Below are 20,991 nucleotides of genomic sequence, written 5' to 3' on the forward strand. Positions count from 1 at the left end.
AATAATGGCTTTTAGAGAGATACGTGTTGTGGGCGACCCGGTGTTGCGCACGCCGTGTGAATGGATTAAAGACCCGCGCGACCCGGGGGTGAAACAGCTGGTCGAGGACTTGCTAGAGAATGTTGACCAAGAGGGGCGCGCCGGCCTGGCTGCGAACCAGATTGGGGTGAGCCTGCGGGCTTTTTCCTGGAATATTGACGGCGAGATTGGCTATGTGTTGAATCCGAAGCTGGTGGAAGTCAGTCAAGACGAATACCAGGATGGTGACGAGGGCTGCTTGAGTGTGCCGAACCTGTTCTATCCCACAGAGCGTGCCTGGTATGCCCGGGTGGAAGGAATTGACCTGGATGGGAAACCCGTGGTGGTAGAAGGCGAGGAGCTGATGGGACGCTGTTTGCAACACGAGACGGATCACCTGGAAGGGATTTTGTATATAGATAAGCTGGAGCGCAAATATCGCAAGGCCGCCCTGCAGCAAGTAAGAAAGATGGATCTTTAGGGAATCGGGGAAAATCCCGGATAGCACCTCATGAACTCGCCAAGACATCTGTGATGGCGTACAATGAAAATGAAGTTACCCTGTTGTGATTCAGTGTTCGGAGGGGAAGCCGTAACACTGGCTTGCGGCTGAGGCTCGCAAGGGCTCGGTTAAAGGTTTAAACAACAGGAGGTAACCATGAATCAACATACGCGCGGCGTCCTGTTTATCCACACGGCGCCTAGGGCGCTTTGTCCCCACATCGAGTGGGCAGCGGGGGCGGTGCTGAACCAGGAAGTCAAACTGGACTGGACGGTACAAGATGCCGAGCCGAGGCTGTTTCGCGCCGAATATTCTTGGGTCGGACCGGTCGGGACGGGAGCGAAACTGGCCAGCGGGCTGCGCGGTTGGGAAAACCTACGCTACGAAGTCACCGAGGAAGCCGCTCCTGGTTCTGACGGGGGTCGGTGGATGCACAGCCCGGAACTGGGGATTTTCTATGCGCAAACTGATTCCGTGGGGAACGTGGTAGTTCCAGAGGGGCGTATCTTGGCGGCTTTAGAACACGCTGAGGATCCGGCACAGCTGCGCCGCGACCTGGATCTGGCGCTGGGACGGGCGTGGGACGAAGAACTGGAACCCTACCGTTGGGCCGGGGTAGGGGCGCCGGTGCGATATCTGCACAAGGTGGGCTAGACCAGGAGCTTTATATTTTGGCGCGGCATAGGGGCGAAAATTTCGCTAAAACTCGTGACTTTCATATATCCTGGTGTTATGACAACAAATGATTCCGCCGCTAAGGCGCAATCTCAGCATAAAGACCTCAATGATGGCTTGGGTTTCCAACCGGGCGAAATCGTCCAAGAATTCTATTATGACGACGATGTTGACGAGACTTTGCGTGACAACATCGAAACTCTTCTCGGCACCCAACTGGTAGACGAAGACTATCGCGACGTGTCGGATGGCGCTATTATCTGGTGGCGCGCCGAAGACGGAGAAGTCGATGACCTCGCGGATTTACTGGTGGATGCGGCGGGGAATCTCGACAATGGTGGGTTGATTTGGGTGCTTGTGCCCAAAGCCGGAGCCAAGAACACCGTGGCTACCCAATTTGTCGAGGAAGCCGCGAAAACCGCTGGACTGCGTGTCCTGTCGTCCTCGCATGTCTCGGCGCAGTGGCTGGGGATACGCTTGCAGTCGCGCGGTTCCAACCGCTAGAGGATTTGGGGTTTACTCGCGGGTAAAGTTTCGCGAAAACGCCTCGGTGTCGTAAGATTGGAAAGTTGTTACAGACCTGTGGAAGAGCTGCGGGTTGAATCGATTTGTAAAACGGAGAAGCTGTGAAGAGCACTGTAGAGAACCTGAACCCCACGAAGGTAAAGATTACGGTGGAGGTTCCTTACGAAGAATTTAAACCGGAGATGGACAAGGTTTTCAAGGAGTACTCCAAACAGATGAATATCCCCGGATTCCGGCGTGGTCGCGCCCCGGCGCGTGTCGTTGAATCCTATGTGGGACGCGGTGCGGTTATCGAAGACGCGGTGAACCATGCCATGCCCGAATACTATGGCCAGGTTGTCGAGGAAAACAAGCTTGCCCCCCTGGGGAAGCCCGCGATTGAGGTTTCCGACACCCCCAATATCGAAGGTAATGCCGGCGGGGATTTGAAGTTCAGCGTCGAGGTAGAGATACGCCCCGAAGTGAAGCTGCCCGAGTTTTCCGGTATAGAACTGGAAGTCGAACCGGTCGAGGTCAAAGCCGAGGATGTCGAAGAAGAACTGACCGCTTTGCGGCGGCGTTTCGCCAGCTTGAAATCCGTGGAACGGGCGGTGAAAGACGAAGACTTCGTCACTATCGACGTGGTCACCAAACAAGGTGACGAGGAAATCGACAATATGACCCAGGTTTCCTATCGGGTCGGCAGTGGCGGAATTCTGGACGGCCTGGATGATGCTTTGAAGGGGCTGAAGGCTGGGGAAGTCAAAGAATTCAAGACCCAGTTGAAGTCTGGTCCTCACGGAGGCGAGGAAGCCCTGGCTAATGTGGTTTTGGGTTCCGTCAAGGAACAGGTTCTGCCCGAATTGGACGATGAGTTCGCCATGATGGTTTCCGACCACGACACGATTGATGACTTCCGCAAAGAAATGGAAGAGACCGTCACCAAGCAAAAGCGTGCCGAACAAGCCCTGGATGCCCGTGACAAACTGGTGCAGAAACTCGTGGGTGACCTGGAGTTCCCGCTGCCGGAAGGCGTGGTGGAAGATACTTTGGCCACCCAGGTACGCGAGGAAGATTCGGATGAAGAAAAGCAGCGGGTGCGTGAACTGGTCGAAAAAGACCTCAAGACCCAGATTATCTTGGACACCTTGGCTGAAAAGCGCCAGATGAATGTCACCCAGGAAGAATTGTTGCAGTTTATCTTGCAAACCGCCCAGACCTATGGGATGGATCCCTCGGCGCTGCTAAGTTCAGCCGAGCAAAACAACCGGATTCCCGCGTTTATCCAAGAGATTGCCCGCAACAAGGCCATTGCGGCGGCCTTGTCAGAGGTATCCGTCAAGGACACCAAAGGGCAGGAGCTGGATTTGTCCGAGTTTATCGGCCTTGACGAGGACGACGACGCGGATGCTGCTGACGAGTCTGGCGCAGAGTCTGCTGAAACGGAAGCATAAGGGTTAATGCTTGTTGATTTAATCCCTGGGCGTGACCACGCCCAGGGATTAAATGTTGCCTTATGTTGTGGGGCGAGGCTGAATCCCACTTGGCACCTCATGATAAGACCGTAAGCCAATAGCGAAAAAGCGAGCTATACAACCACGTCACCACGTCAGATACAATAAGGTGGAAGGGACAATCCAAGGAGGAACAGTGCCCCACAACGCGAAAGACGACACGGCCGCGCCGATGAACGATTTTATTTACAAACGTCTGCTCAAAGAGCGCATTATTTGGCTTGGTACCCAAGTGGCAGAGGAAAACGCCAATGCTATTTGCGCCCAGATGCTGCTGCTGGCTGCCGAAGACCCGGATTCCGATATTTACCTTTATATCAACTCGCCGGGGGGATCTGTCACGGCAGGCATGGCGATTTACGACACTATGCAGTACATCAAGCCTGACGTAGTGACCGTGACGATGGGGATGGCGGCCTCGATGGGGCAGTTCCTGTTGACGGCCGGGGCGAAGGGCAAGCGTTTCGCCACGCCCCACGCTCGGATTTTGATGCACCAGCCGCTCGGCGGGGTACAGGGCACGGCCTCGGAAGTGCGGATTAACGCGGATTTGATTCTGGCGATGAAAAATGAGCTCGCCCAGATTACCGCCGAACGTACCGGGCACACCCTCGAGGAAATCACTCGGGATGCCGACCGCGATCACTGGTACACTGCCCAGGAAGCCTTGGAATACGGGTTTATCGACGCGGTGGTGGAAAACGCTGAGGCCGTGAAGAAGGGGGAGTAAACATGAACTATCGCGATTTACAAGGCGGATTTGAGGCGAGACACGCGGGATACCCGGATGGGGTTGGGGCGGCGGCGGCGATGCTGCCCAGCGCCAGGTATATCCTGCCCACCTTCGAGGAACGTACCGCTTATGGCTACAAACGCCAAGATCCTTACGCCAAGTTGTTCGAGGATCGTATTGTGTTCCTGGGGGAACAGGTCGACGATAATTCGGCCGACGATGTGATGGCACAGCTGCTGGTTTTGGAAAGCCAAGACCCGGATTCGCTGATTACCATGTACATCAACTCTCCGGGGGGATCTTTTACCGCGATGACTGCGATTTACGATACGATGCAGTACATCAAACCCGAGATTCAAACCGTGTGCCTAGGCCAGGCGGCTTCGGCGGCGGCGGTGTTGCTGGCAGGGGGGTCGCCGGGTAAACGCCTGGCTTTGCCTAACGCCCGCGTGTTGATTCACCAGCCCGCGATTCAAGGTGCCCAGGGACAGGCCACCGACCTGGCGATTATCGCCGAGGAAATCGACCGGATGCGGGCTTGGCTAGAGGAAACCCTCTCTAAGCACTCCGGGCGTACCCTGGAACAGATGCATGAAGACATTGACCGCGACAAGATTCTGACAGCCGCGCAAGCCAAGGAATACGGTTTGATTGACCAGGTACTTTCGCCTCGGAAGGGCTCGAATAACTAAGGTTTGGGCGGGTTGCTTGCGTTCTTTTCACGAGGTGAAAGCTTAGATTGCGGGCATTTTGCTTGGATTGCGGGCTGGCACCTCATGAAACGAGAGAATACCTGGCCGGGCGAGTCAGGGCGCGAAAAACCCCTGCATCAACTAGAATTACCGTGAAACTGTTTCCAAGCGAAGGGTGTCTATGTCTCGCGCAGCTGAGTCCGTCGACCTGTTGAAATGTTCTTTCTGCGGGAAAAGTCAGCGTCAGGTACGCAAACTCATTGCCGGGCCTGGGGTTTATATTTGCGACGAATGCATCGAACTGTGTAACGAGATTATCGCCGAGGAACTGGAAGGCGAGAATTCTCCTTCCTTGGAACTGCTGCCGACTCCGCATGAAATCTTTGATTTCCTGCAGATGTACGTCATTGGCCAAGAAAACGCCAAGCGTGCCCTGTCGGTGGCGGTGTACAACCACTACAAGCGGGTGCGAGCCATGCGACGTGGGGAAGACTCCGGGATGGAGATGACCAAGTCGAATATCCTCTTGTTGGGACCGACTGGAACCGGGAAAACCCACCTGGCGCGCTCTTTGGCCAGGCTGCTTAAAGTACCTTTCTGTATCGTGGATGCCACGGCTTTAACCGAAGCCGGATACGTGGGCGAGGACGTAGAGAACATCTTGCTGCGCCTGATTCAGGCCGCCGACGGGGATGTGAAAAAGGCCGAACGCGGGATTATCTATATCGATGAAATCGACAAGATTTCACGTAAAGGCGAGAACGCCTCGATTACCCGCGACGTGTCAGGCGAAGGCGTGCAGCAAGCCCTGTTGAAGATTATTGAGGGTACGGTGGCGTCGGTGCCACCCCAAGGCGGGCGTAAACATCCGCACCAGGATTTCATCGAGATTAACACTTCCTCGATTCTGTTTATTGCCGCCGGGGCTTTCGCCGGTATCGACGAGATCGTCAAGGCTCGCCTAGGGCAGCGTTCCACCGGTTTCGGGTCGGATTTAAAGTCCATGAAGGAACACGGCGATTTGTACGCCAAGGTCACCCCCGATGATTTACACAAATTCGGGTTGATTCCGGAATTCATCGGACGGCTTCCCGTGATTACCAATGTATCCGCCCTGAATGTGGATGACTTGTCGCGGGTGTTGACCGAACCGAAGAACGCGATTTTGAAGCAATACCAGCATTTGTTCGAGCTGGACGGGGTGAAGCTGACGTTTACGGACGAGGCCATCCGCGAGGTAGCTCGCGTGGCCGAGAAACGCGGCACCGGGGCGCGTTCCCTGTCCACTTTGATGGAACAGACCCTGGCGGCCATTATGTTTGACCTGCCGTCACGCGATGATGTGGCCGAGGTTATCATCGAGCCTGAATGCGTTTCGATGGGGGCAGAGCCCACCCTGGTGCCTCGCGAGGTGGGGACTTCGCAGGCCAAGAGCGCGTAGGTCGCTTCTTCCGATTCTAGACAGGACTTGTCTATGGACTGGGGTTCATGAGTTGCTAGCACCTCATGAACGTATCCCGTGAACCACACCTTCCAAGGAGAGAGATGAACGCCGAAAGAATTTTAGAAAATCCCCCACAAACCCCGCCGGAACTGCGAGAATACCGGGAAACGATTGATAATATTGATGCGGCGCTGGTGCATTTGCTGGCCGAGCGCTTCCGGTGTACCCAAAAGGTTGGTCAGTTGAAAGCCCGGCTGGATTTGCCGCCGTCCGACCCGGCGCGCGAGGCGCGGCAGGTGGAGCGGCTGCAGGCTCTAGCCGAAGAATCCGGCCTGGATCCCGAGTTCGCCAAGAAGTTCTTGCGTTTCATCGTCGACGAGGTCATTCGTCACCACGTCGCCTGGCGCGACCCTGACCCGGTTTCGCCGGGTTCATGAGGTGCTTGTGTCGCTTGGTGGTTCGCGGGTGCGCGCTAGCGAGACGGGAAGATGGTGGTTTGGTGCTTCGGCGGCGCCGCGCGGCAACTATTCCCCGTGGGGGAAGCTCAACAGGTTCTTCAGATAGCCGGTAATCTTGGATAAATCCGCGCGACCATTGGCCATCATACCACCGGGCTTCTCGTCCAACTCGGGCTGTGCCACGTCCTTATAGATATCCTCTATCTCGGTCGCGCACTTTTGGGCAATCACCGAGCGACGAATCTTCATGGACGGGGTCAGCATTCCATTGGCTTCGGTGAAATCGAAAGGCAAGATACGGAATTCGCGGATGGACTCGGCACGGGACACCCCCTGGTTGGCCTTGTCAATCGCTCGGGCAATCGAAGCCTCTATAGCAGGGTGGTGCGAAGCGGCCGTGACATCCACCGGCTCCAGGCCTTTATTCTTCATCCAACCGGGCAGCATCTCGGCATCGAGGGTTACCAGCGCCCCCACGAAAGGTTTACCTTCGCCCACAATCATAATCTGGGAAATCAGCGGGTGAGACTGTAAGGGACCCTCCAAGGTGGCGGGCACGACGTTCTTACCCCCGGCGGTAACCAGCATCTCTTTGGCGCGTCCCGTGATTGTCAGCAACCCGGCTTCATTCATGGAGCCCAAGTCCCCGGAGTCAAACCAGCCATCGTCGTGGAACACCCCGTCGTTTTGTTCGGGCTTCAAATAACCTGGGCTTACAGTCGGACCTTTAATCCAAATCTCGCCTTCGGGGGTGACCCGAATCGTGGCGGAACACACCGGCGCCCCCACGGTGCCGATACGATTGAGCTTCATAGTGTTTACCGTTACCGGGGCGGTGGTTTCGGTCAAACCATAGCCCTCCAGCACCTGCAGTCCAATTCCGCGATAGAAATGCCCCAGGCGGTCGCCCAGCGCCCCGCCCCCAGAAATCACGAAGCCGCATTTACCGCCCAAAAGTCCCATAATCTTGCGATATACCAGTTGCTCGTAGAACGCGCGGCGGGCTCGCAGCCGTTTACTGACCGGTTCGGGATAATCCAAGGCTCGCGAATAGTCGATTGCGGTGCGCACCGCACGTTTGAACAACAGGTGTTTTACTTTCGAGGCGCTGGCTTGGGCATCGGCCGAGTTGTAAATCTTTTCCAAAACCCGGGGCACTACCAGCAAATATGTCGGCTTGAACGAGGCAATATCAGGCAGCAGGTTCTTGATGTTTGGCGCGTGTCCCAACACTCCGGCACCACTAATCATGAACACTTCCAGCAGGCGCGCATATACGTGTGCCAGCGGCAAGAACAGCAGCAAACGAGAGCGTGGATCGCGGGAAAACTCTGGCATCCATCCCATATTGCCCCATACCAAAGTGGTGAAGTTCCCGTGGGTTAGCACGGTACCCTTGGGTTTGCCTGAGGTTCCTGAAGTATAGATAATCGTGGCGGGTGAATCCATAGTCAAGGCTTTCCGAGCCGTGTCTACCTGAATCTGAGCTACCATATTACCCGCTTCGTGCAGCGCGGCAATCGCTCCCAAATCCAAAGACAATACCTGGCAGGGATGCTTTACCTGTTGGGCAGCCGTGTTGATAGCCTCGGCTAAGCGGGCATTCTCGGCGAAAGCAATCTTAATATCAGCTTCTTGCAGCACTGTGCCGATTTGTGCTAGGGAAGAGGTCTCGTACAGTGGCACATTCACCGCCCCCACGCTCCAGCATGCGTAATCCAGCAGCGTCCATTCGAAAGACGTATGTGCCATCACCGCCATCCGATCCCCGCTGCGTAATCCCAGTGCCATCAAACCGCGCGCCACCGAGTCAACTTCGTCTAGGAACTGTTTTGCGGTGATAGGTTGCCATTCGTAACCCAGTCCGACTTTTCGCTCGATAAGGGTTGCGTCGGGGTTGCGCTTCACTCGGTTCAAGAGCAGTCTCACAATATTCCACGAGTAGGGAATTTTGACTGTACTGGGGTTGAAAGCCTCCATAGTGCCGTCGGGAAGAACAGTCACTTTGACTGGGGATTGAAAGGTTTCGGTTTCAGCCACTTATTTACTCCTTAGTTGCTGTTGCTAAGAGTTAGTCAAAGCTTATTTTACTGACTAATCTGGGCTAGGCGCGACTGATAAACCGGGGTGGCCAGGAAATTTCCGGCCACCCCGGGGTCTGTCTGGGCAGCTAGCTACTTTTGTGCCGGTTTGACCGGCTTCGCCGGGGGCTCCCCGAGCACCGACATGCTGACCACGGGTTCTTCCACTTCTTTCGCCACGAAGCGCAGCTCGCCTTCCACGTGGTTGGCGGCCTGCAAGTCACCGCGCGCGGCTTCCACTGCCGCCAAAACACCTGTGGGAATCGAAACAGTGGCTTCTAGGAACGGGGTGCGCTGCGAGGCCTTCGCGTCTGACTTCACCTTGCGTAAAGCGGACAGTGTCGCGCCGGCGGCTCGCAGAATCTCCGGGTCGCCGCCAACTGTTGCTAAGTTCCCGGATTCTGGCCAGGAAGCCTGGTGTACTGAACCGGGGCGATACCACGACCAGACTTCTGCGGCGGTGAAAGGCAAGAAAGGCGCCAACAGGCGCACCACCGCGTCTATCGCCAAAGCCAGGGTAGTACGTGCCGAATCCACCCCCGACTGATCCGTCCAGGTATCCACACCATATGCCCGGTCTTTGACTAGCTCCAGGTAGTCGTCACACAGAGTCCAGAAGAACGATTCGGTAACCTCCAAGGCGCGGGCGTGATCGAGCTTTTCAAAGGCAGCGGTGGCCGTGTCGATAACCTTCGCCAGCATGGCCAACAGCGACTTATCCACCGGTACGGTAACCCGCTCGGAATCCAAGACCAGTTCCCCGTCACCGCCCATTGACAGCGCAAACTTCGAAGCATTAAGCAGTTTAATAGCCAAGCGTCGCCCGACCTTCATCTGTCCTTCGTCAAAGGCTGCATCCGTGCCCAAACGAGCCGAAGCCGCCCAATAGCGCACCGCATCCGAGGAATGCTTTTCCAGCAGCCCCATCGGGGTGACCACATTCCCCTTGGATTTACTCATTTTCTTGTGATCTGGATCTAAAATCCAACCCGACAAAGCGGCTTGGCGCCATGGCAAAGTCCCAAACTCCAAGTGCGAGCGCACCACCGTGGAAAACAACCAAGTGCGGATAATATCTTGGCCTTGCGGGCGTAAATCCATGGGGAAAGTATTGGCGAACAGCTTGTCGTCATGCAGAAAACCCGCGTAAATCTCCGGTGTCAAACTGGATGTGGCCCAAGTATCCATAATGTCGACCTCGGCTTGAAAACCGCCCGGCACTCCGCGTTGCGCTTCGGTGTAACCGGCGGGCACATCCGTGGTTGGATCAATGGGCAACACGTCTTCGGCGGGAGTCAACGGATGGTCATAGTCGACTTCGCCAGAATCCAAAATCGGATACCACAAGGGCAGTGGCACCCCAAAGAAGCGCTGTCGCGAAATCAACCAGTCACTGTTCAAACCATTGACCCAGTTTTCATAACGCACCCTCATGAAATCCGGAACGAAATCCAGCTCGCGCCCGCGTTCCAGCAGCTCCTCGCGCAAGTCCACGTCGCTGTCCGCCCGAGTATAAGGCATCCCGCCATTGCGGATGTACCATTGGCGTGAGGTCACGATTTCTAAGGGCTTATCACCCTTTTCATAAAAGTTCGTCATCCGTTGGGTTGCCTTGGGTTCGTCCAACATTTCGCCACTGTCCTGCAAGGCCTCCACTACCACTTTACGGGCGCTAAAGGTGGTTTTCCCGCAGGTGGCCGCAAATAACTGGCGTCCGGCTTCTGATTCAATCCATTCGGGCACTTCGCGCACAATCCGCCCGTCTTTACCTAGAATCACCCGGGTGGGAAGCCCCAAATCCTTCCACCATTGCACGTCAACCAAGTCGCCAAAGGTGCAGCACATGGCAATACCGGAGCCCTTTTCCATCTCGGCTAAGGGATGCGCCAACACGGGTACCCGCACCCCGAAACCGGGGGAAATCACAAACTTGCCGAAAACATCCTGGTAGCGTTCGTCGTCCGGGTGCGCAATCAGCGCCCCACAGGCTGCCAGCAGCTCTGGTCGGGTCGTCTCGATTACGATATCCCCAGCCCCGTCCTCACGGTGGAACGCTAAAGAATGGTAGAACCCGGGATATTCCCGCGATTCCAACTCGGCTTGTGCCACGGCGGTTTGGAAAGTCACATCCCACAGGCCGGGTGCCTGAGCCTGATAGGCCTCGCCGCGCGCCAGATTGCGCAAGAAAAACGTCTGGGCGACCCGCTGGGCGCGTTGCCCGATGGTTTGCATGGTGTAAGACCAATCAATCGACAAACCGAGCCGCCGCCACAAGTCCTCGAATTGTTTTTCGTCCTCAGCTGTCAACCGCTCGCACAGTTCCACGAAGTTTTTGCGACTGATTGGTACCTGGTCGGCATTCTTAATCGACTTGCCTTCGCCACCCTCGTAGGGGGGGCGGAAATCCGGGTCATAGGGCAGCGACGGGTCGCATCGCACTCCGAAATAATTCTGGACGCGCCTTTCGGTGGGCAGACCGTTGTCGTCCCAGCCCATCGGATAGAACACGTTTTTGCCCCTCATGCGCTGGTAACGCGCCACCAAATCCGTGTGAGTATAGGAAAACACGTGCCCGACATGCAGGGAGCCCGATACGGTGGGTGGGGGAGTATCGATGGAATACACGGCTTCGCGGGTCGTCTCGGGGTTGAAATCGTAGGTGCCTTGGTCAGCCCACAATTTGCGCCACTTGTCCTCGATTCCTTCCAGGGTGGTTTTGGCCGGAACCTTGGGCGCGGCTAGGGTCTGGGGATAGGTAATCGCTTCCGTCATTGTTTTCCTTTTGTTTGGGGTATTTGTGAACAGTCTACCCGTCGGGTTGCGGTATTGCTTAAATCGGCGCGTTCATGAGGTGCTTGCTATTTTGTGGCCTGGGCATCTTGAATCATCGCTGCTTCAATCATGCGAACCACAGCCGCTGAAAAACCGGCATCCTCCCCGGCCAAAAGCCCCGCAATTGTAGAATAGGTTTATTATCTTGCCCACAGACCCCGAAATTTGAGAGGCACAGAATGACGACACTAGGTCCAGTAACCGCGCAAGCACCTCATGACCCCGAAGCAAACTTTGGCATCCCCTGTCCCCCGGAAGCCCCACCCCGCCAGCCCGGACGGGTCTTGGTTACGGGAGCCTCTACCGGCATCGGGTGGGAAACCGTAAAGAAACTTAGCGCTGACGGCTGGCAGGTGCTGGCCACCGCGCGGCGAACTGAGCGCCTCGCCGCCCTCGCCGCCGAAACCGGATGCCAGGCCTTCGCCGCCGATTTGACCGAACCCACCCACATCGCGGCACTGACCGACTGGGCACACCAGGGCGGAAAGGTGGATGCCCTGGTCAATAACGCCGGGGGAGCCCTCGGGGTAGACACAGTAGTGGATGCGAAACCCGAACGGTGGCAAACCATGTATGACCGCAATGTCCTCGCTACCTTGCGCTTGACCCAAGCCCTGTTGCCCGACATGATGGCTCAAGGCGAGGGTGACATCGTGTTCGTGACCTCTACGGCCGCCCACGAGACTTATCCGGGTGGGGCGGGATACACGGCCGCGAAACACGCCGAGGCCATGCTGCCGCAAACCTTGCGGCTGGAACTAGTGGGTCGCCCGATTCGACTGATTGAGATTTGCCCCGGCTTGGTGCAAACCCCCGAGTTTTCCTTGAACCGGCTGGGCAGCACGGCGGCGGCCACCGAAGTTTATGCTGGGGTGGATAATCCCCTGATTGGGGCGGATATTGCCCGCGCGATAGCCTGGGCTTTGCACCAACCCCCACATGTGAATATTGACCGGCTGGTAATCCGCCCGGTGGAACAAGCCAATTCCAATTTGAAGAAACGACTGGAGAAATAGCCACAGTGGCCAGAATCGTCGTAATCGGCGCCGGCACGTCCGGCCATGCCACCGCCCTGGGACTGCGTCACCGCCTGGATGGAGAGCACCAGGTGATTGTAATCAGCCCCGACTCGCTGTGGGTAAACCCCGATTGTTTGCCCCACATTGCGGCCGGGCTGCAAGCCAGCGTACACGAAACCGTGCCCCTGGGTTCGCTTTATCGACGCAAAGGCATTATTTTCCACCAGGCATTGGCGCGGGTTATTTACCCGCAAGGCTTGCGCGACGATTCGCGACCCCAAGTGGAAATCCAGTTCACAGGTTCGCCACTTTCCGGTGAAATTGCCCGGGTTCCCTATGATTTTTTGGTGGTGGCGACGGGACATGACATGAACCGGGTGGCGGGGCTGCCTACCGAGGGCGCCACCGTGGCCAGTTGCGTAATAGACCGCCTGGATTCCGCGATAGCGGGCGAGGCGGAACTACGTCGCCTGGCCTCGGAGATTCAGGATTCGCCGCTGGGGGACAGCCCCCGGGTGATAGCAGTGGGGCGTGCGGCTCGCGGTATGGGCGGCTATTACGGAGCTTTGGAATACGCCTTGGCAGTGGATGGAGTGTTGCGCGCAGAGGGCTTGCGCAACCGGGTACAGATTCATTTTTTTGATGCCGGGCGCCCGTGGCTCTATACCTTGAACGAGAACCCAGAAATGGAACAGGCTGCTCGTCAGGCTATCGAAAAGCTGTTGCACCGCTATAGGATTGTGCTGCATCGCGGCAAGCGTTTGTCGAATGTTAACGGTAACCGCTTGCGCTATGTTTCCGCTGATGGCGAGGGCAGCCCGGAAGAGATTACCTGCCAGTTGCTGGCGGTAGAGGCCTCGCGAGTCCTGACCCCCCTGGAAGTAAAAAATCCGGAAGGTCAAGATATTTCCGGGCAGCTCTACGACCGCTGGGGGCGTTTCAAGGTGGATGCGCGTCTGCAAGAAAATTCCAGGGGTGAACCGGAGGCTGTCTTGCCCCAGACCTTCCGCAATCCCAGTTTCCCTCGGATTTTCGGGATTGGTTCGGCCATCGCCCTGGACGCGGTTTGTCCCGGTAAATCGGTTGCAAAGGTGGCGGCTTCGGGGGGGACGGCAGCTCTGGCTGATTTGGGGACGGGTTCATTAGGTGCCATTTCGGTTGATGACAGCGCGGAATCTAGGCTGCGAGATTTAGCGCCAGAACCCAGCCAAACTCGTGACATGTCGCACTTAATGAGCCGCGAGGTCACGGATCAGATTGTCGGTGAACTGACCGACGAGGAACGCAAAGACCCGCCGGAGCGCCTTGATGAAATCGAAAGTGTGCTCAGCTTGGAATGGGATTACACGCTGTTTTCCCGCCGAGGTTTTTATGCCGAGATTGGACTGACGAAATCGAAGGAGAACCCCCGCCAAGTTTTGCTGGTGCGAAACGGGCTGTTTGCCTATTGGTCGGTGCGAATCGAGCGATTCCTGGAACGCTACCGCGCCCAGGGGCACCCCCTGTGGTGGTTGCTGCCGAGCTAGCGTTTTTTGGGGTATGTGCGGGGGAATCCGACCAGTGGGGGGCTAGCTAAGCTTCCTCGTCCGGGGTGCCCTCGTCGAACTGGGGGAATTTTTCGCCCAGTTTCTCGAAGAAATCCTCGGAGGACTCCAGGGCACAATGCAGGTGTTCGTCTAACTGGGAATCGGTCAACCCGGCATGGTAGCTGATTGGCAGTTCCGTGTGGACAAAAAGTTCGCGATTATCGGTAACCCGCGCATAAGTTTTCGGCCAATAATACTCGGTGTTCCAACGGTTGCACAGGGAGTTTACCAACATGAAATCATCCAGTTCGAGCTTGCCGCGCCATGTGCCGCGCACGCACAACACCGAATCGCGATTCCCCGTGACCTCGAAATGGTAAATCCCGTTTTCCCACGCCCCAGCAATATCGCCTTCATTACCAACCTGGTATGACCAGCCGTTTCTTTCGAGAATTTTCTTGACCCGCGCCCGATTCAAGGGAGAGACGATATTGCGCTCCAGACTCTGGAAGTATTCTTCGTAGTCGGCCACGTGTGCTCCTTTTCCCGATGTCCGCAATTCTACAACTTATCTTGATGTGGTTCCACAGCCCAGTTTGTAGTGAACCCTTGTTAGAGTAGAACCATGAACGAGCGCGGCGTGGAACTGACTTGGGAAGGTAAACACGCTTGGAATTTTCCTCCGCCCACGCCCCAAAGTTTTGCTTTAAAAGAGCACTACAGCCAGGAATTGGACTCGCGCCTCATGAATCCGCCCCTCGACAACCGACTGTATGTGGGGGAAAATCTGGCGGCGCTGGGAGCCCTGGCGGGGGAGTTCGCAGGTGGCGTCGATTGTGTCTACATTGACCCGCCGTATAACTCGCAGGCAGATTATGTCGCCAAAATGGCGCTACACGGGGATGGCGGGCAGATTCTGGAACAAAAACAATACGGCGACCGGTGGGATGATGCGCAATACCTGCAGTTCATGTTCGAGCGTCTAGGGGCGTTGCGGGAACTGTTGGCGGACACCGGCTCGATTTTCGTGCACTGCGACTGGCATGCGGCCGCGAGCCTGCGCCTGGTGTGCGACGAAGTGTTCGGGTCGCGTAACCTGTTGAATGAAATCGTTTGGATTTATGGTTCCGGGGGTGGGTCAAGGCGCCGGTTCGGGCGCAAACACGACACGATTCTATTCTATGCCAAGAATGCGCGGCGAAATTTCTTTGACCCCGACGCGGTGCGGGTGCCCTACCGGGCGGCAATTGCCCCGAAACGGCGTGGTTTGTTTCACCCCGAGGGGATGGTCGCGCCCGATGTGTGGGATATTCCCCGCCCGCCCAATCACGCCACGTCTTGGGTGGGGTATCCGACCCAGAAACCGCTGGCCGTGATGGAACGCGCCTTGCGGGGGGCTTGTCCGCCGGGGGGGCTGGTCTTGGATTGTTTCGCGGGATCCGGTTCGACTTTGGTGGCGGCTGCGGGCTTGGGTTTGCGGTTTATCGGGGTGGAATGCGCCGCGTTGGGCGTGCACTTGGCGCGCAAACGTTTGGTTTCATTAGGTGCCAGTTTCGGGGTGTGGCGTTCCGGGGACACGCACCTCATGAATTTGGGAGATAAACGCCAGCCACCGCACCACCCGAAGCCGGGCGAATTGAATCGAGACAAGTCGAATCGAAGCGGGTCGAATCGAAACAAGTCGAATCGAAACGGGTCGAAGCGCTGGGAACCGTGGAAACTGGCGGAATGCCAGGCGGAAATCCTCAAGTTGGGTGTGGAATTCGGTCTTGAAATCAGCGATTGGCGCGAGCTGGTCGATTGGGTGGCAACTGACCCGGGTTATGCCACTGCCGACTCTGGGAACGTGTTTGCCCCGACCGGTTTTGATGCCCCCGCCAAAACCGAACTAATCCAAGCCGTTCCCGCCACTGGACTATCCCTGCTGACCACTATCACCGGCCAAGATTACTTCATTATTACTTAGAAAAGAATATGCAGACTTAGTAAGAAAATGCTTAGGATGCTTAATTGTAAGGTCCTAAGAATCTCTCACCATTGTAGTGAATCATATGAGTGGGATTATCAGCGCACCAAATGTCTGTTTCCCAGGCGATTTTATCTACATATTTACGGAATTCGGTTCGACTTGGAAAACAGGAAACGTAGACGAGTCCGGCTGTGGAAGAAGAAAATAGTTCGGATAGTTCATTTTTTCGTGTGGAATCCACTGGGCCGTGTGAACTGGCTGCTTCAATGAGCACTAACCAGTTTTTGCTGCGAAGGTATATGACCATATCTGGCATTTTGCCATGCTCATCAACGGTAACATCCAAACTAGAAAGTGCTTTTTCTTCAAATAGTGCCCATTTGCTTCCAGCGTCACCGATGTAAATAATTTGACCACCGGGTGTGAAACGTGGACAAAACTCCTCTACAATTGATTTAATTAAAATATTTTGTCCTCCTGGTGTGAGAGCAAAATTCTTTCCGTTCGGTAGTATTAAAGGAATCATTTCCATCTCTCGCTGTGCGGCGTATTTAGATTTAATTCCTGGAATACTTTTTAGGTAATCATTCAAAAGGATGCTCCAGTCCTCTTGTCCGTAGTGGTGAACTAATTTTAATGTTTCGGCTGTGATTTGATAATTCCAGTTCGGAGAATTTATGGGTCGGTCTGGCTTGTCTGGATTTTGGGTAACAAGTAGCGCCTCGATAAATTGGTGTAAAGTGAAGCGGCGAATAGTTTCGCGGGTATTCGGTGCGTAGTTCTTTTCGTATTTATCCCTGATGAAATCCATTATCGCTCTGGTGCCAAGCATCGGATTGGAGGCACTGACCCAAGGGGAATCAGGAGCTATACCTAGCAAAGACAGAAAAACGAGCGCGGAGCGTTCGTTGCTGCGCTCGGCATCCATGCCCAAGTTTTCGAGAATAAACCGGGCATCCTCAACTTTGTCGTAGGCTTCATTGTTTAGCTCTGTCATTGATGGTTAGCTCCATTACTGCTTCATCGATATACTGTTGAGATTGGGGGTTCTTTTGTCCCAAGCTTCTTAGTGTTTCTCTGGAAGGAAATCTAAGTGTGCGTAAATCTGTAGCATTAACTTGTGTATGTCCAGAAAAAGTTCTAAAGAACTTATCTATGAATGTGGAATTCATCCAGACTGCGATACCTTTAGCAAGTTTTTCGTCAATACCCTGGTTGTTTGAATGAAAAATATTGAGGTGATTTTCAAATGCTACGTTGCTTGGGTATTGCTCCGGAGACCATGTTGAAGCTACCACTCGGCGACGTTCTTCTTTGGCGCTGAATCGTTTGACTAAGGTGTACCAACCCTGGGGAAGAAGCATCTTCCTAGCTTTATCGTTAGTGGGAATGAACCACTGTGGTTTCCGAATATCTCTTGGCCAGTCTACTGTTCCGTTTCGTAAATTTCCTGGATAGATAAGAGGTGCAGCATCAGGGTGTTCAGAATCGCAGAGCGAATCGCGAAAACGGAAATCAACGACCTTGCCGGTAGATACCTGGATTCCTAAATCTTCTAAAGAACAGGGCTGGTTTAAAATTACGTCTGTGGCTTCGGCGTCGCTTACTCCAAGAGGTAATCTGATGAATCTATGTGGATCATTTGGAAAGATGACATCCTCATAATCGATGATTCTGCTTGTAACTCGGGTATTTTCGTCGGCACTTTCAGAAAGTACTACTGGTAGGTGTTGGGCTCCTCGAATTCCCTGAAAAATAACATTTTCCTGCAGTACTCCAGAGTCTGAAAAAATCGATGATCTGGAACTAAAAACATGAATTTTACGCAGGGCGATATTGTCTAAGAATTGAAAACGAAAATCTTTGAAGTAAGACCCGTTAAAAAATGATCGAGGGGTAATTGCTACCAGCTGCCCATCGCTGCACAGTGCATCGATAGAAAGAGAAAGAAACGCGGTGTAAAGATTTGGGGCGTCCTCGCCGCGTGAACGCATAGCAATTCGCTTTGTATCTTTTACCCCAAGTTTTCCGTAGGGTGGATTTTCTATTACTAAGTCAAATTTTTTCTCTAGATTTAGAGAATGGTTTAAACCAGTTGAATCGAGAATAAAATCAGCATTTACCCAACTTGCCTTAACACGTCCGTGGCCTGCGTTAATACAGGCGTTTAATGTGGTTTCCAGGTGCCGAATTAATTGCGTATCTGTCTCTATAGCAAGTACCTCCACTTTGAGGCTGGTTGTTTCTTTCAGAATCCTATTTACGAGGGCAGCCGTAAGTATTCCTGACCCGGCACCCGGATCCAGCACTCGTATTGTCCCGGACTGGTGTAGTTCGGCCATTTTCGCAATTAGCTGAGCTGTAGTTACTGGGGTAAAATATTGGCCGAGTTTGGCTTGGTTTTGCGTGCTCAGCTTGCTGGCCGCAGCAAGACGTTCTCGCTCGGCGTATTCAAGTAGAGGACTTAAAGACATATGCCAATTCTAGCCTAGAAGCAGCGAAGAAGATTGTAGACAACAAGTTCTTGGTTTATCAGGCAATGCGCACGCCTTTAGCCAGGTGTCGCACCGGGGTGCGCAGGCGTCGCCAGGCGACGACCACCGCGATTACGGCCAGCACCACGTGCAGACCCAGCCCCCAATACCAGCAGTGTCCCATATAGGACAGAAACCCGAGTCTGTCGTCGGAGAAGTTGCTTCGGGCGGCATCCAGCTGCTTGTCATCGTTAGCGTCATGAACCTGATTGTCTTTATCTATATAGCAATCATCCCAAACAGAGATATAGGGCTGGGGGACGGCTTTCAACTTTTGCAGGTACTGCGCAGAGCTGGGGCGGGGGCGACGGGCATCGGCTACACTCGCCGATATCAGAGCGAAGGGAGAACTGGAATTCACCGAGTAACGCTGCTCATCGTTTTTCGCGGCCAAGGCTTTACGTCCAGTCTGCAGCCCGGTGGCGGCATCGGACAGAATGGTAAAGGGCGAGGTCATCAGCAGAAACCAGGTGCGGTCAGTATGGGAGACGGTATTGTCGCGGGTACTTTGGTAACAGTATTCAGTCCAGCTTTCTTTTTCGTATTTCTGCGTATAGGTACCATAAGGCACCCCTTTAGCAGGGGGATTCTGGTCTAGAATCATCACGGGATGTTCGACTTTTTCCAAAACCGCCGGATAGGTAAAGGCAAAAGCCATCGGTCCACCCACGGTCAGCGCCCCCAACACCAGATAGGTAATCAGCACTGAAATCACCGGGCGGGTAATCACCGCCGAAAAACCCAATCCCAGGGCGCACACCACGAAAATCTCTACCAAAATAATCGCCAGAGAGCGCCCCAACATTCCCCATCCCAGGCCGTGTATAGTGACCATGATACCCAGCGGTATCGCCGCCGCCAGTGCGAACACCATCCCGGAAATCCAGGCTGCCAGCAGTTTCCCCCACAACAGTTGCCCCGGGGTAATGGGTGTGACCTGCAAAATCGCCAGGTTCGCGGTTTCGCGGTCGCCGTTAATACTGGTGGACGAGAGTGCGGGTGCCACCACCAAGGACACGGCGGTGGCAAAGAACAGCAGCATACCCAACACCCACATCAAAACCTCATATTGGGGGGTGGATCCGACTTCGCCACCCCACATATATTGCCGCGCAAAAGCCAGGGTGCCCAGCCAGGTCAACACCAGCACCGCAATCCACACCACCAGGGCGATAATCCACTTTTTGGAACGCACACGCCCCAGCAGCTCCAGCTTGAATACGGTGCCCACCGCGCTCCACGTGGAGGGCAGGGTAGTTTTGACGGCGGGAATGCCGGTTTCGGGATTCATAGCGTTTTTGTCGGCGGTGGCGCCGGTTTCCGAGGGCAGGGCACTCATATCAGCGGGAACACCGGTTTCCGGAGTCAGGTTTTCGTTACTCACTGCGTTTACCGCCTTCCATCTGCATATAGAGTTCCTCCAGGCTTTGTTTCGCGGGGGTGAAGGCGCCAACCTGTACTTCGGCTTGTACCAGGCGCGTGAGCCAGTCGGCTGCCGTGGCTTCGTCTGTTACGTTTAATTCTGCTTCATGAGGTGCCAGCTGTTTTAAAGCTTCACCGGGGTTTTGCGCTAAGAAATCCGCTAGTTTATCCGGGTTTAATATCTTTAGCTGGTAGTGGAGGGAGCCAGTCTTAGAACCGGAATCGCCGGTATTTAGAGTGGAAAGTTCCACGACTTTCCCGCCCTGCATGAAAATCGCGTCATCGACCATGTCTTCTAGCTCGGTCAAAATATGGGATGAAACCAGCACCGCCACCCCGGAATCGGCTTGCCGGCGCAACAGTTCGCGCAACTCGATGCGAGATCCAGGATCCATCCCGGAAGCGGGCTCGTCCAACAGCAGCACCTTTGGGGTCGCCAGTAATGTCCGAGCCACGCCCAGGCGTTGTTTTTGGCCGCGGGACAAAACATGGGCATATTTGTCCGCCATTTCGGTTAAACGCACGGTTTCGAGCAGCTCCCGCGTGCGCTTTGCGGCGGTGGGAGCGTCCAAACCGTAGAGGCACCCGAAATAGCTGAGGATTTCTTTGACTTTCAGCTCCCCCCACGAGCCAAAGGAATCTGGAAGCCAGCCAATCTGGGCACGCGCTTGGCGGGGTTGGGTCTGGTAGTCCATCCCCGCCACGGTGATGTTGCCCTGCGTAGGAGCCAACATTCCGGCCAGCATGAGTAGCAAGGTGGTTTTCCCCGCTCCGTTGGGGCCAATCAGACCGGTAATCTTTCCGGGGTGAAGGTCGAGGTCAACCCCGTCTACCGCCCAGAAATCCCCAAAACTACGGCGCAACCCGCGCCCTTGCAGCACTGTTTCCACGAAGCAATCCTACCGGAACGTGGCGACTGTTTCTAGGCGAATTGTTGCCGGATTAGGCAACGCCTTGAGCTTCATAGCGTCTGGGTTGTCCCACTTACTACTTGCGACTTCATTTTCTTCCATAAAGCACAAACCTCTAGCACCCTAAACCGCCACTACCTAACCCGGTCTCACCAGA

The 20,991-nt window shown here is 55.0% G+C and carries 18 protein-coding genes; 11 read left to right on the plus strand and 7 right to left on the minus strand.

Annotated features, from left to right (window positions below):
• The first annotated feature begins 4 nt into the window (after positions 1-4).
• The 8 genes from def (at position 5) to HMPREF0577_RS01670 (ending at position 6,519) form a co-directional block, all read left to right on the plus strand.
• On the plus strand, positions 5-499 hold the full coding sequence (gene def, locus HMPREF0577_RS01635) for a peptide deformylase (protein ID WP_004011920.1): 495 nt from the start codon (positions 5-7) through the stop codon (positions 497-499).
• Between the two features lie 177 nt (positions 500-676).
• Positions 677-1,174: a DUF3145 domain-containing protein gene (locus HMPREF0577_RS01640; protein WP_004011921.1), complete on the plus strand. Its 498-nt coding sequence runs from the start codon at positions 677-679 to the stop codon at positions 1,172-1,174.
• Positions 1,175-1,252: 78 nt separating this feature from the next.
• The gene (locus HMPREF0577_RS01645) at positions 1,253-1,699 is read left to right on the plus strand and encodes a DUF3052 domain-containing protein (protein WP_004011923.1); all 447 of its coding nucleotides are present in this window, start codon (positions 1,253-1,255) and stop codon (positions 1,697-1,699) included.
• Between the two features lie 122 nt (positions 1,700-1,821).
• A complete protein-coding gene (gene tig / locus HMPREF0577_RS01650) occupies positions 1,822-3,153 on the plus strand; it encodes a trigger factor (RefSeq protein WP_004011924.1) in 1,332 nt (443 codons plus the stop codon).
• Positions 3,154-3,349: 196 nt separating this feature from the next.
• Complete coding sequence (locus tag HMPREF0577_RS01655) at positions 3,350-3,943, plus strand: ATP-dependent Clp protease proteolytic subunit (RefSeq protein WP_081443313.1); 594 nt, start codon at positions 3,350-3,352, stop codon at positions 3,941-3,943.
• Between the two features lie 2 nt (positions 3,944-3,945).
• Positions 3,946-4,638, plus strand: a complete 693-nt coding sequence (locus tag HMPREF0577_RS01660; RefSeq protein WP_004011926.1) for an ATP-dependent Clp protease proteolytic subunit — start codon at positions 3,946-3,948, stop codon at positions 4,636-4,638.
• Positions 4,639-4,819: 181 nt separating this feature from the next.
• On the plus strand, positions 4,820-6,079 hold the full coding sequence (gene clpX, locus HMPREF0577_RS01665; RefSeq protein WP_004011928.1) for an ATP-dependent Clp protease ATP-binding subunit ClpX: 1,260 nt from the start codon (positions 4,820-4,822) through the stop codon (positions 6,077-6,079).
• Positions 6,080-6,183: 104 nt separating this feature from the next.
• The gene (locus tag HMPREF0577_RS01670) at positions 6,184-6,519 is read left to right on the plus strand and encodes a chorismate mutase (protein ID WP_004011929.1); all 336 of its coding nucleotides are present in this window, start codon (positions 6,184-6,186) and stop codon (positions 6,517-6,519) included.
• An 87-nt stretch (positions 6,520-6,606) separates the two neighbouring features.
• Here the strand turns inward: HMPREF0577_RS01670 and HMPREF0577_RS01675 are convergent, their stop codons facing one another.
• Positions 6,607-8,580, minus strand: coding sequence for an AMP-dependent synthetase/ligase (locus HMPREF0577_RS01675; protein ID WP_004011930.1), 1,974 nt, complete (start codon positions 8,578-8,580; stop codon positions 6,607-6,609).
• A 134-nt stretch (positions 8,581-8,714) separates the two neighbouring features.
• Complete coding sequence (gene valS / locus HMPREF0577_RS01680; protein WP_004011931.1) at positions 8,715-11,393, minus strand: valine--tRNA ligase; 2,679 nt, start codon at positions 11,391-11,393, stop codon at positions 8,715-8,717.
• A gap of 239 nt (positions 11,394-11,632) precedes the next feature.
• Between valS and HMPREF0577_RS01685 the strand changes: the two genes are divergently transcribed.
• Complete coding sequence (locus HMPREF0577_RS01685; RefSeq protein WP_004011932.1) at positions 11,633-12,469, plus strand: SDR family oxidoreductase; 837 nt, start codon at positions 11,633-11,635, stop codon at positions 12,467-12,469.
• Between the two features lie 5 nt (positions 12,470-12,474).
• Positions 12,475-13,998 carry an FAD-dependent oxidoreductase gene (locus HMPREF0577_RS01690; RefSeq protein WP_004011933.1) on the plus strand — a complete coding sequence of 508 codons (1,524 nt, stop codon included), beginning with the start codon at positions 12,475-12,477 and terminating at the stop codon, positions 13,996-13,998.
• A gap of 46 nt (positions 13,999-14,044) precedes the next feature.
• Here HMPREF0577_RS01690 and HMPREF0577_RS01695 read toward each other — a convergent pair whose 3' ends face one another.
• Positions 14,045-14,530, minus strand: coding sequence for a YbjN domain-containing protein (locus HMPREF0577_RS01695; RefSeq protein WP_004011934.1), 486 nt, complete (start codon positions 14,528-14,530; stop codon positions 14,045-14,047).
• A 93-nt stretch (positions 14,531-14,623) separates the two neighbouring features.
• On the opposite strand from HMPREF0577_RS01695, the gene HMPREF0577_RS01700 reads away from it, so the two are divergent.
• Entirely contained in the window at positions 14,624-15,964 is a 1,341-nt protein-coding gene (locus HMPREF0577_RS01700) for a DNA methyltransferase (RefSeq protein ID WP_004011935.1), read from the plus strand.
• Positions 15,965-16,004: 40 nt separating this feature from the next.
• Here HMPREF0577_RS01700 and HMPREF0577_RS01705 read toward each other — a convergent pair whose 3' ends face one another.
• The 4 genes from HMPREF0577_RS01705 to HMPREF0577_RS01720 are packed head-to-tail and all read right to left on the minus strand — an operon-like array spanning position 16,005 to position 20,813.
• Positions 16,005-16,964: a BsuBI/PstI family type II restriction endonuclease gene (locus HMPREF0577_RS01705; protein WP_004011936.1), complete on the minus strand. Its 960-nt coding sequence runs from the start codon at positions 16,962-16,964 to the stop codon at positions 16,005-16,007.
• Entirely contained in the window at positions 16,945-18,441 is a 1,497-nt protein-coding gene (locus HMPREF0577_RS01710) for an Eco57I restriction-modification methylase domain-containing protein (protein WP_004011937.1), read from the minus strand. Before HMPREF0577_RS01710 ends, HMPREF0577_RS01705 begins: the two co-directional genes overlap by 20 nt.
• Before the next feature lie 58 nt (positions 18,442-18,499).
• The gene (locus HMPREF0577_RS01715) at positions 18,500-19,885 is read right to left on the minus strand and encodes an ABC transporter permease (protein WP_004011938.1); all 1,386 of its coding nucleotides are present in this window, start codon (positions 19,883-19,885) and stop codon (positions 18,500-18,502) included.
• Positions 19,878-20,813, minus strand: coding sequence for an ABC transporter ATP-binding protein (locus HMPREF0577_RS01720; protein WP_004011939.1), 936 nt, complete (start codon positions 20,811-20,813; stop codon positions 19,878-19,880). Before HMPREF0577_RS01720 ends, HMPREF0577_RS01715 begins: the two co-directional genes overlap by 8 nt.
• Positions 20,814-20,991: the final 178 nt, after the last annotated feature.

Origin of the sequence: Mobiluncus mulieris ATCC 35243, assembly GCF_000160615.1 — a bacterium.
GTDB lineage: Bacteria > Actinomycetota > Actinomycetes > Actinomycetales > Actinomycetaceae > Mobiluncus > Mobiluncus mulieris.

Excerpts from the sequence above, each read along its gene's own strand:
- HMPREF0577_RS01660 (WP_004011926.1), top strand. The coding sequence starts at position 3,946 with ATGAACTATCGCGATTTACAAGGCGGATTTGAGGCGAGACACGCGGGA.
- HMPREF0577_RS01670 (WP_004011929.1), top strand. The coding sequence starts at position 6,184 with ATGAACGCCGAAAGAATTTTAGAAAATCCCCCACAAACCCCGCCGGAA.
- valS (WP_004011931.1), bottom strand. The coding sequence starts at position 11,393 with ATGACGGAAGCGATTACCTATCCCCAGACCCTAGCCGCGCCCAAGGTT.
- def (WP_004011920.1), top strand. The coding sequence starts at position 5 with ATGGCTTTTAGAGAGATACGTGTTGTGGGCGACCCGGTGTTGCGCACG.
- HMPREF0577_RS01640 (WP_004011921.1), top strand. The coding sequence starts at position 677 with ATGAATCAACATACGCGCGGCGTCCTGTTTATCCACACGGCGCCTAGG.
- HMPREF0577_RS01685 (WP_004011932.1), top strand. The coding sequence starts at position 11,633 with ATGACGACACTAGGTCCAGTAACCGCGCAAGCACCTCATGACCCCGAA.
- clpX (WP_004011928.1), top strand. The coding sequence starts at position 4,820 with ATGTCTCGCGCAGCTGAGTCCGTCGACCTGTTGAAATGTTCTTTCTGC.
- HMPREF0577_RS01700 (WP_004011935.1), top strand. The coding sequence starts at position 14,624 with ATGAACGAGCGCGGCGTGGAACTGACTTGGGAAGGTAAACACGCTTGG.
- HMPREF0577_RS01705 (WP_004011936.1), bottom strand. The coding sequence starts at position 16,964 with ATGACAGAGCTAAACAATGAAGCCTACGACAAAGTTGAGGATGCCCGG.
- HMPREF0577_RS01710 (WP_004011937.1), bottom strand. The coding sequence starts at position 18,441 with ATGTCTTTAAGTCCTCTACTTGAATACGCCGAGCGAGAACGTCTTGCT.
- HMPREF0577_RS01645 (WP_004011923.1), top strand. The coding sequence starts at position 1,253 with ATGACAACAAATGATTCCGCCGCTAAGGCGCAATCTCAGCATAAAGAC.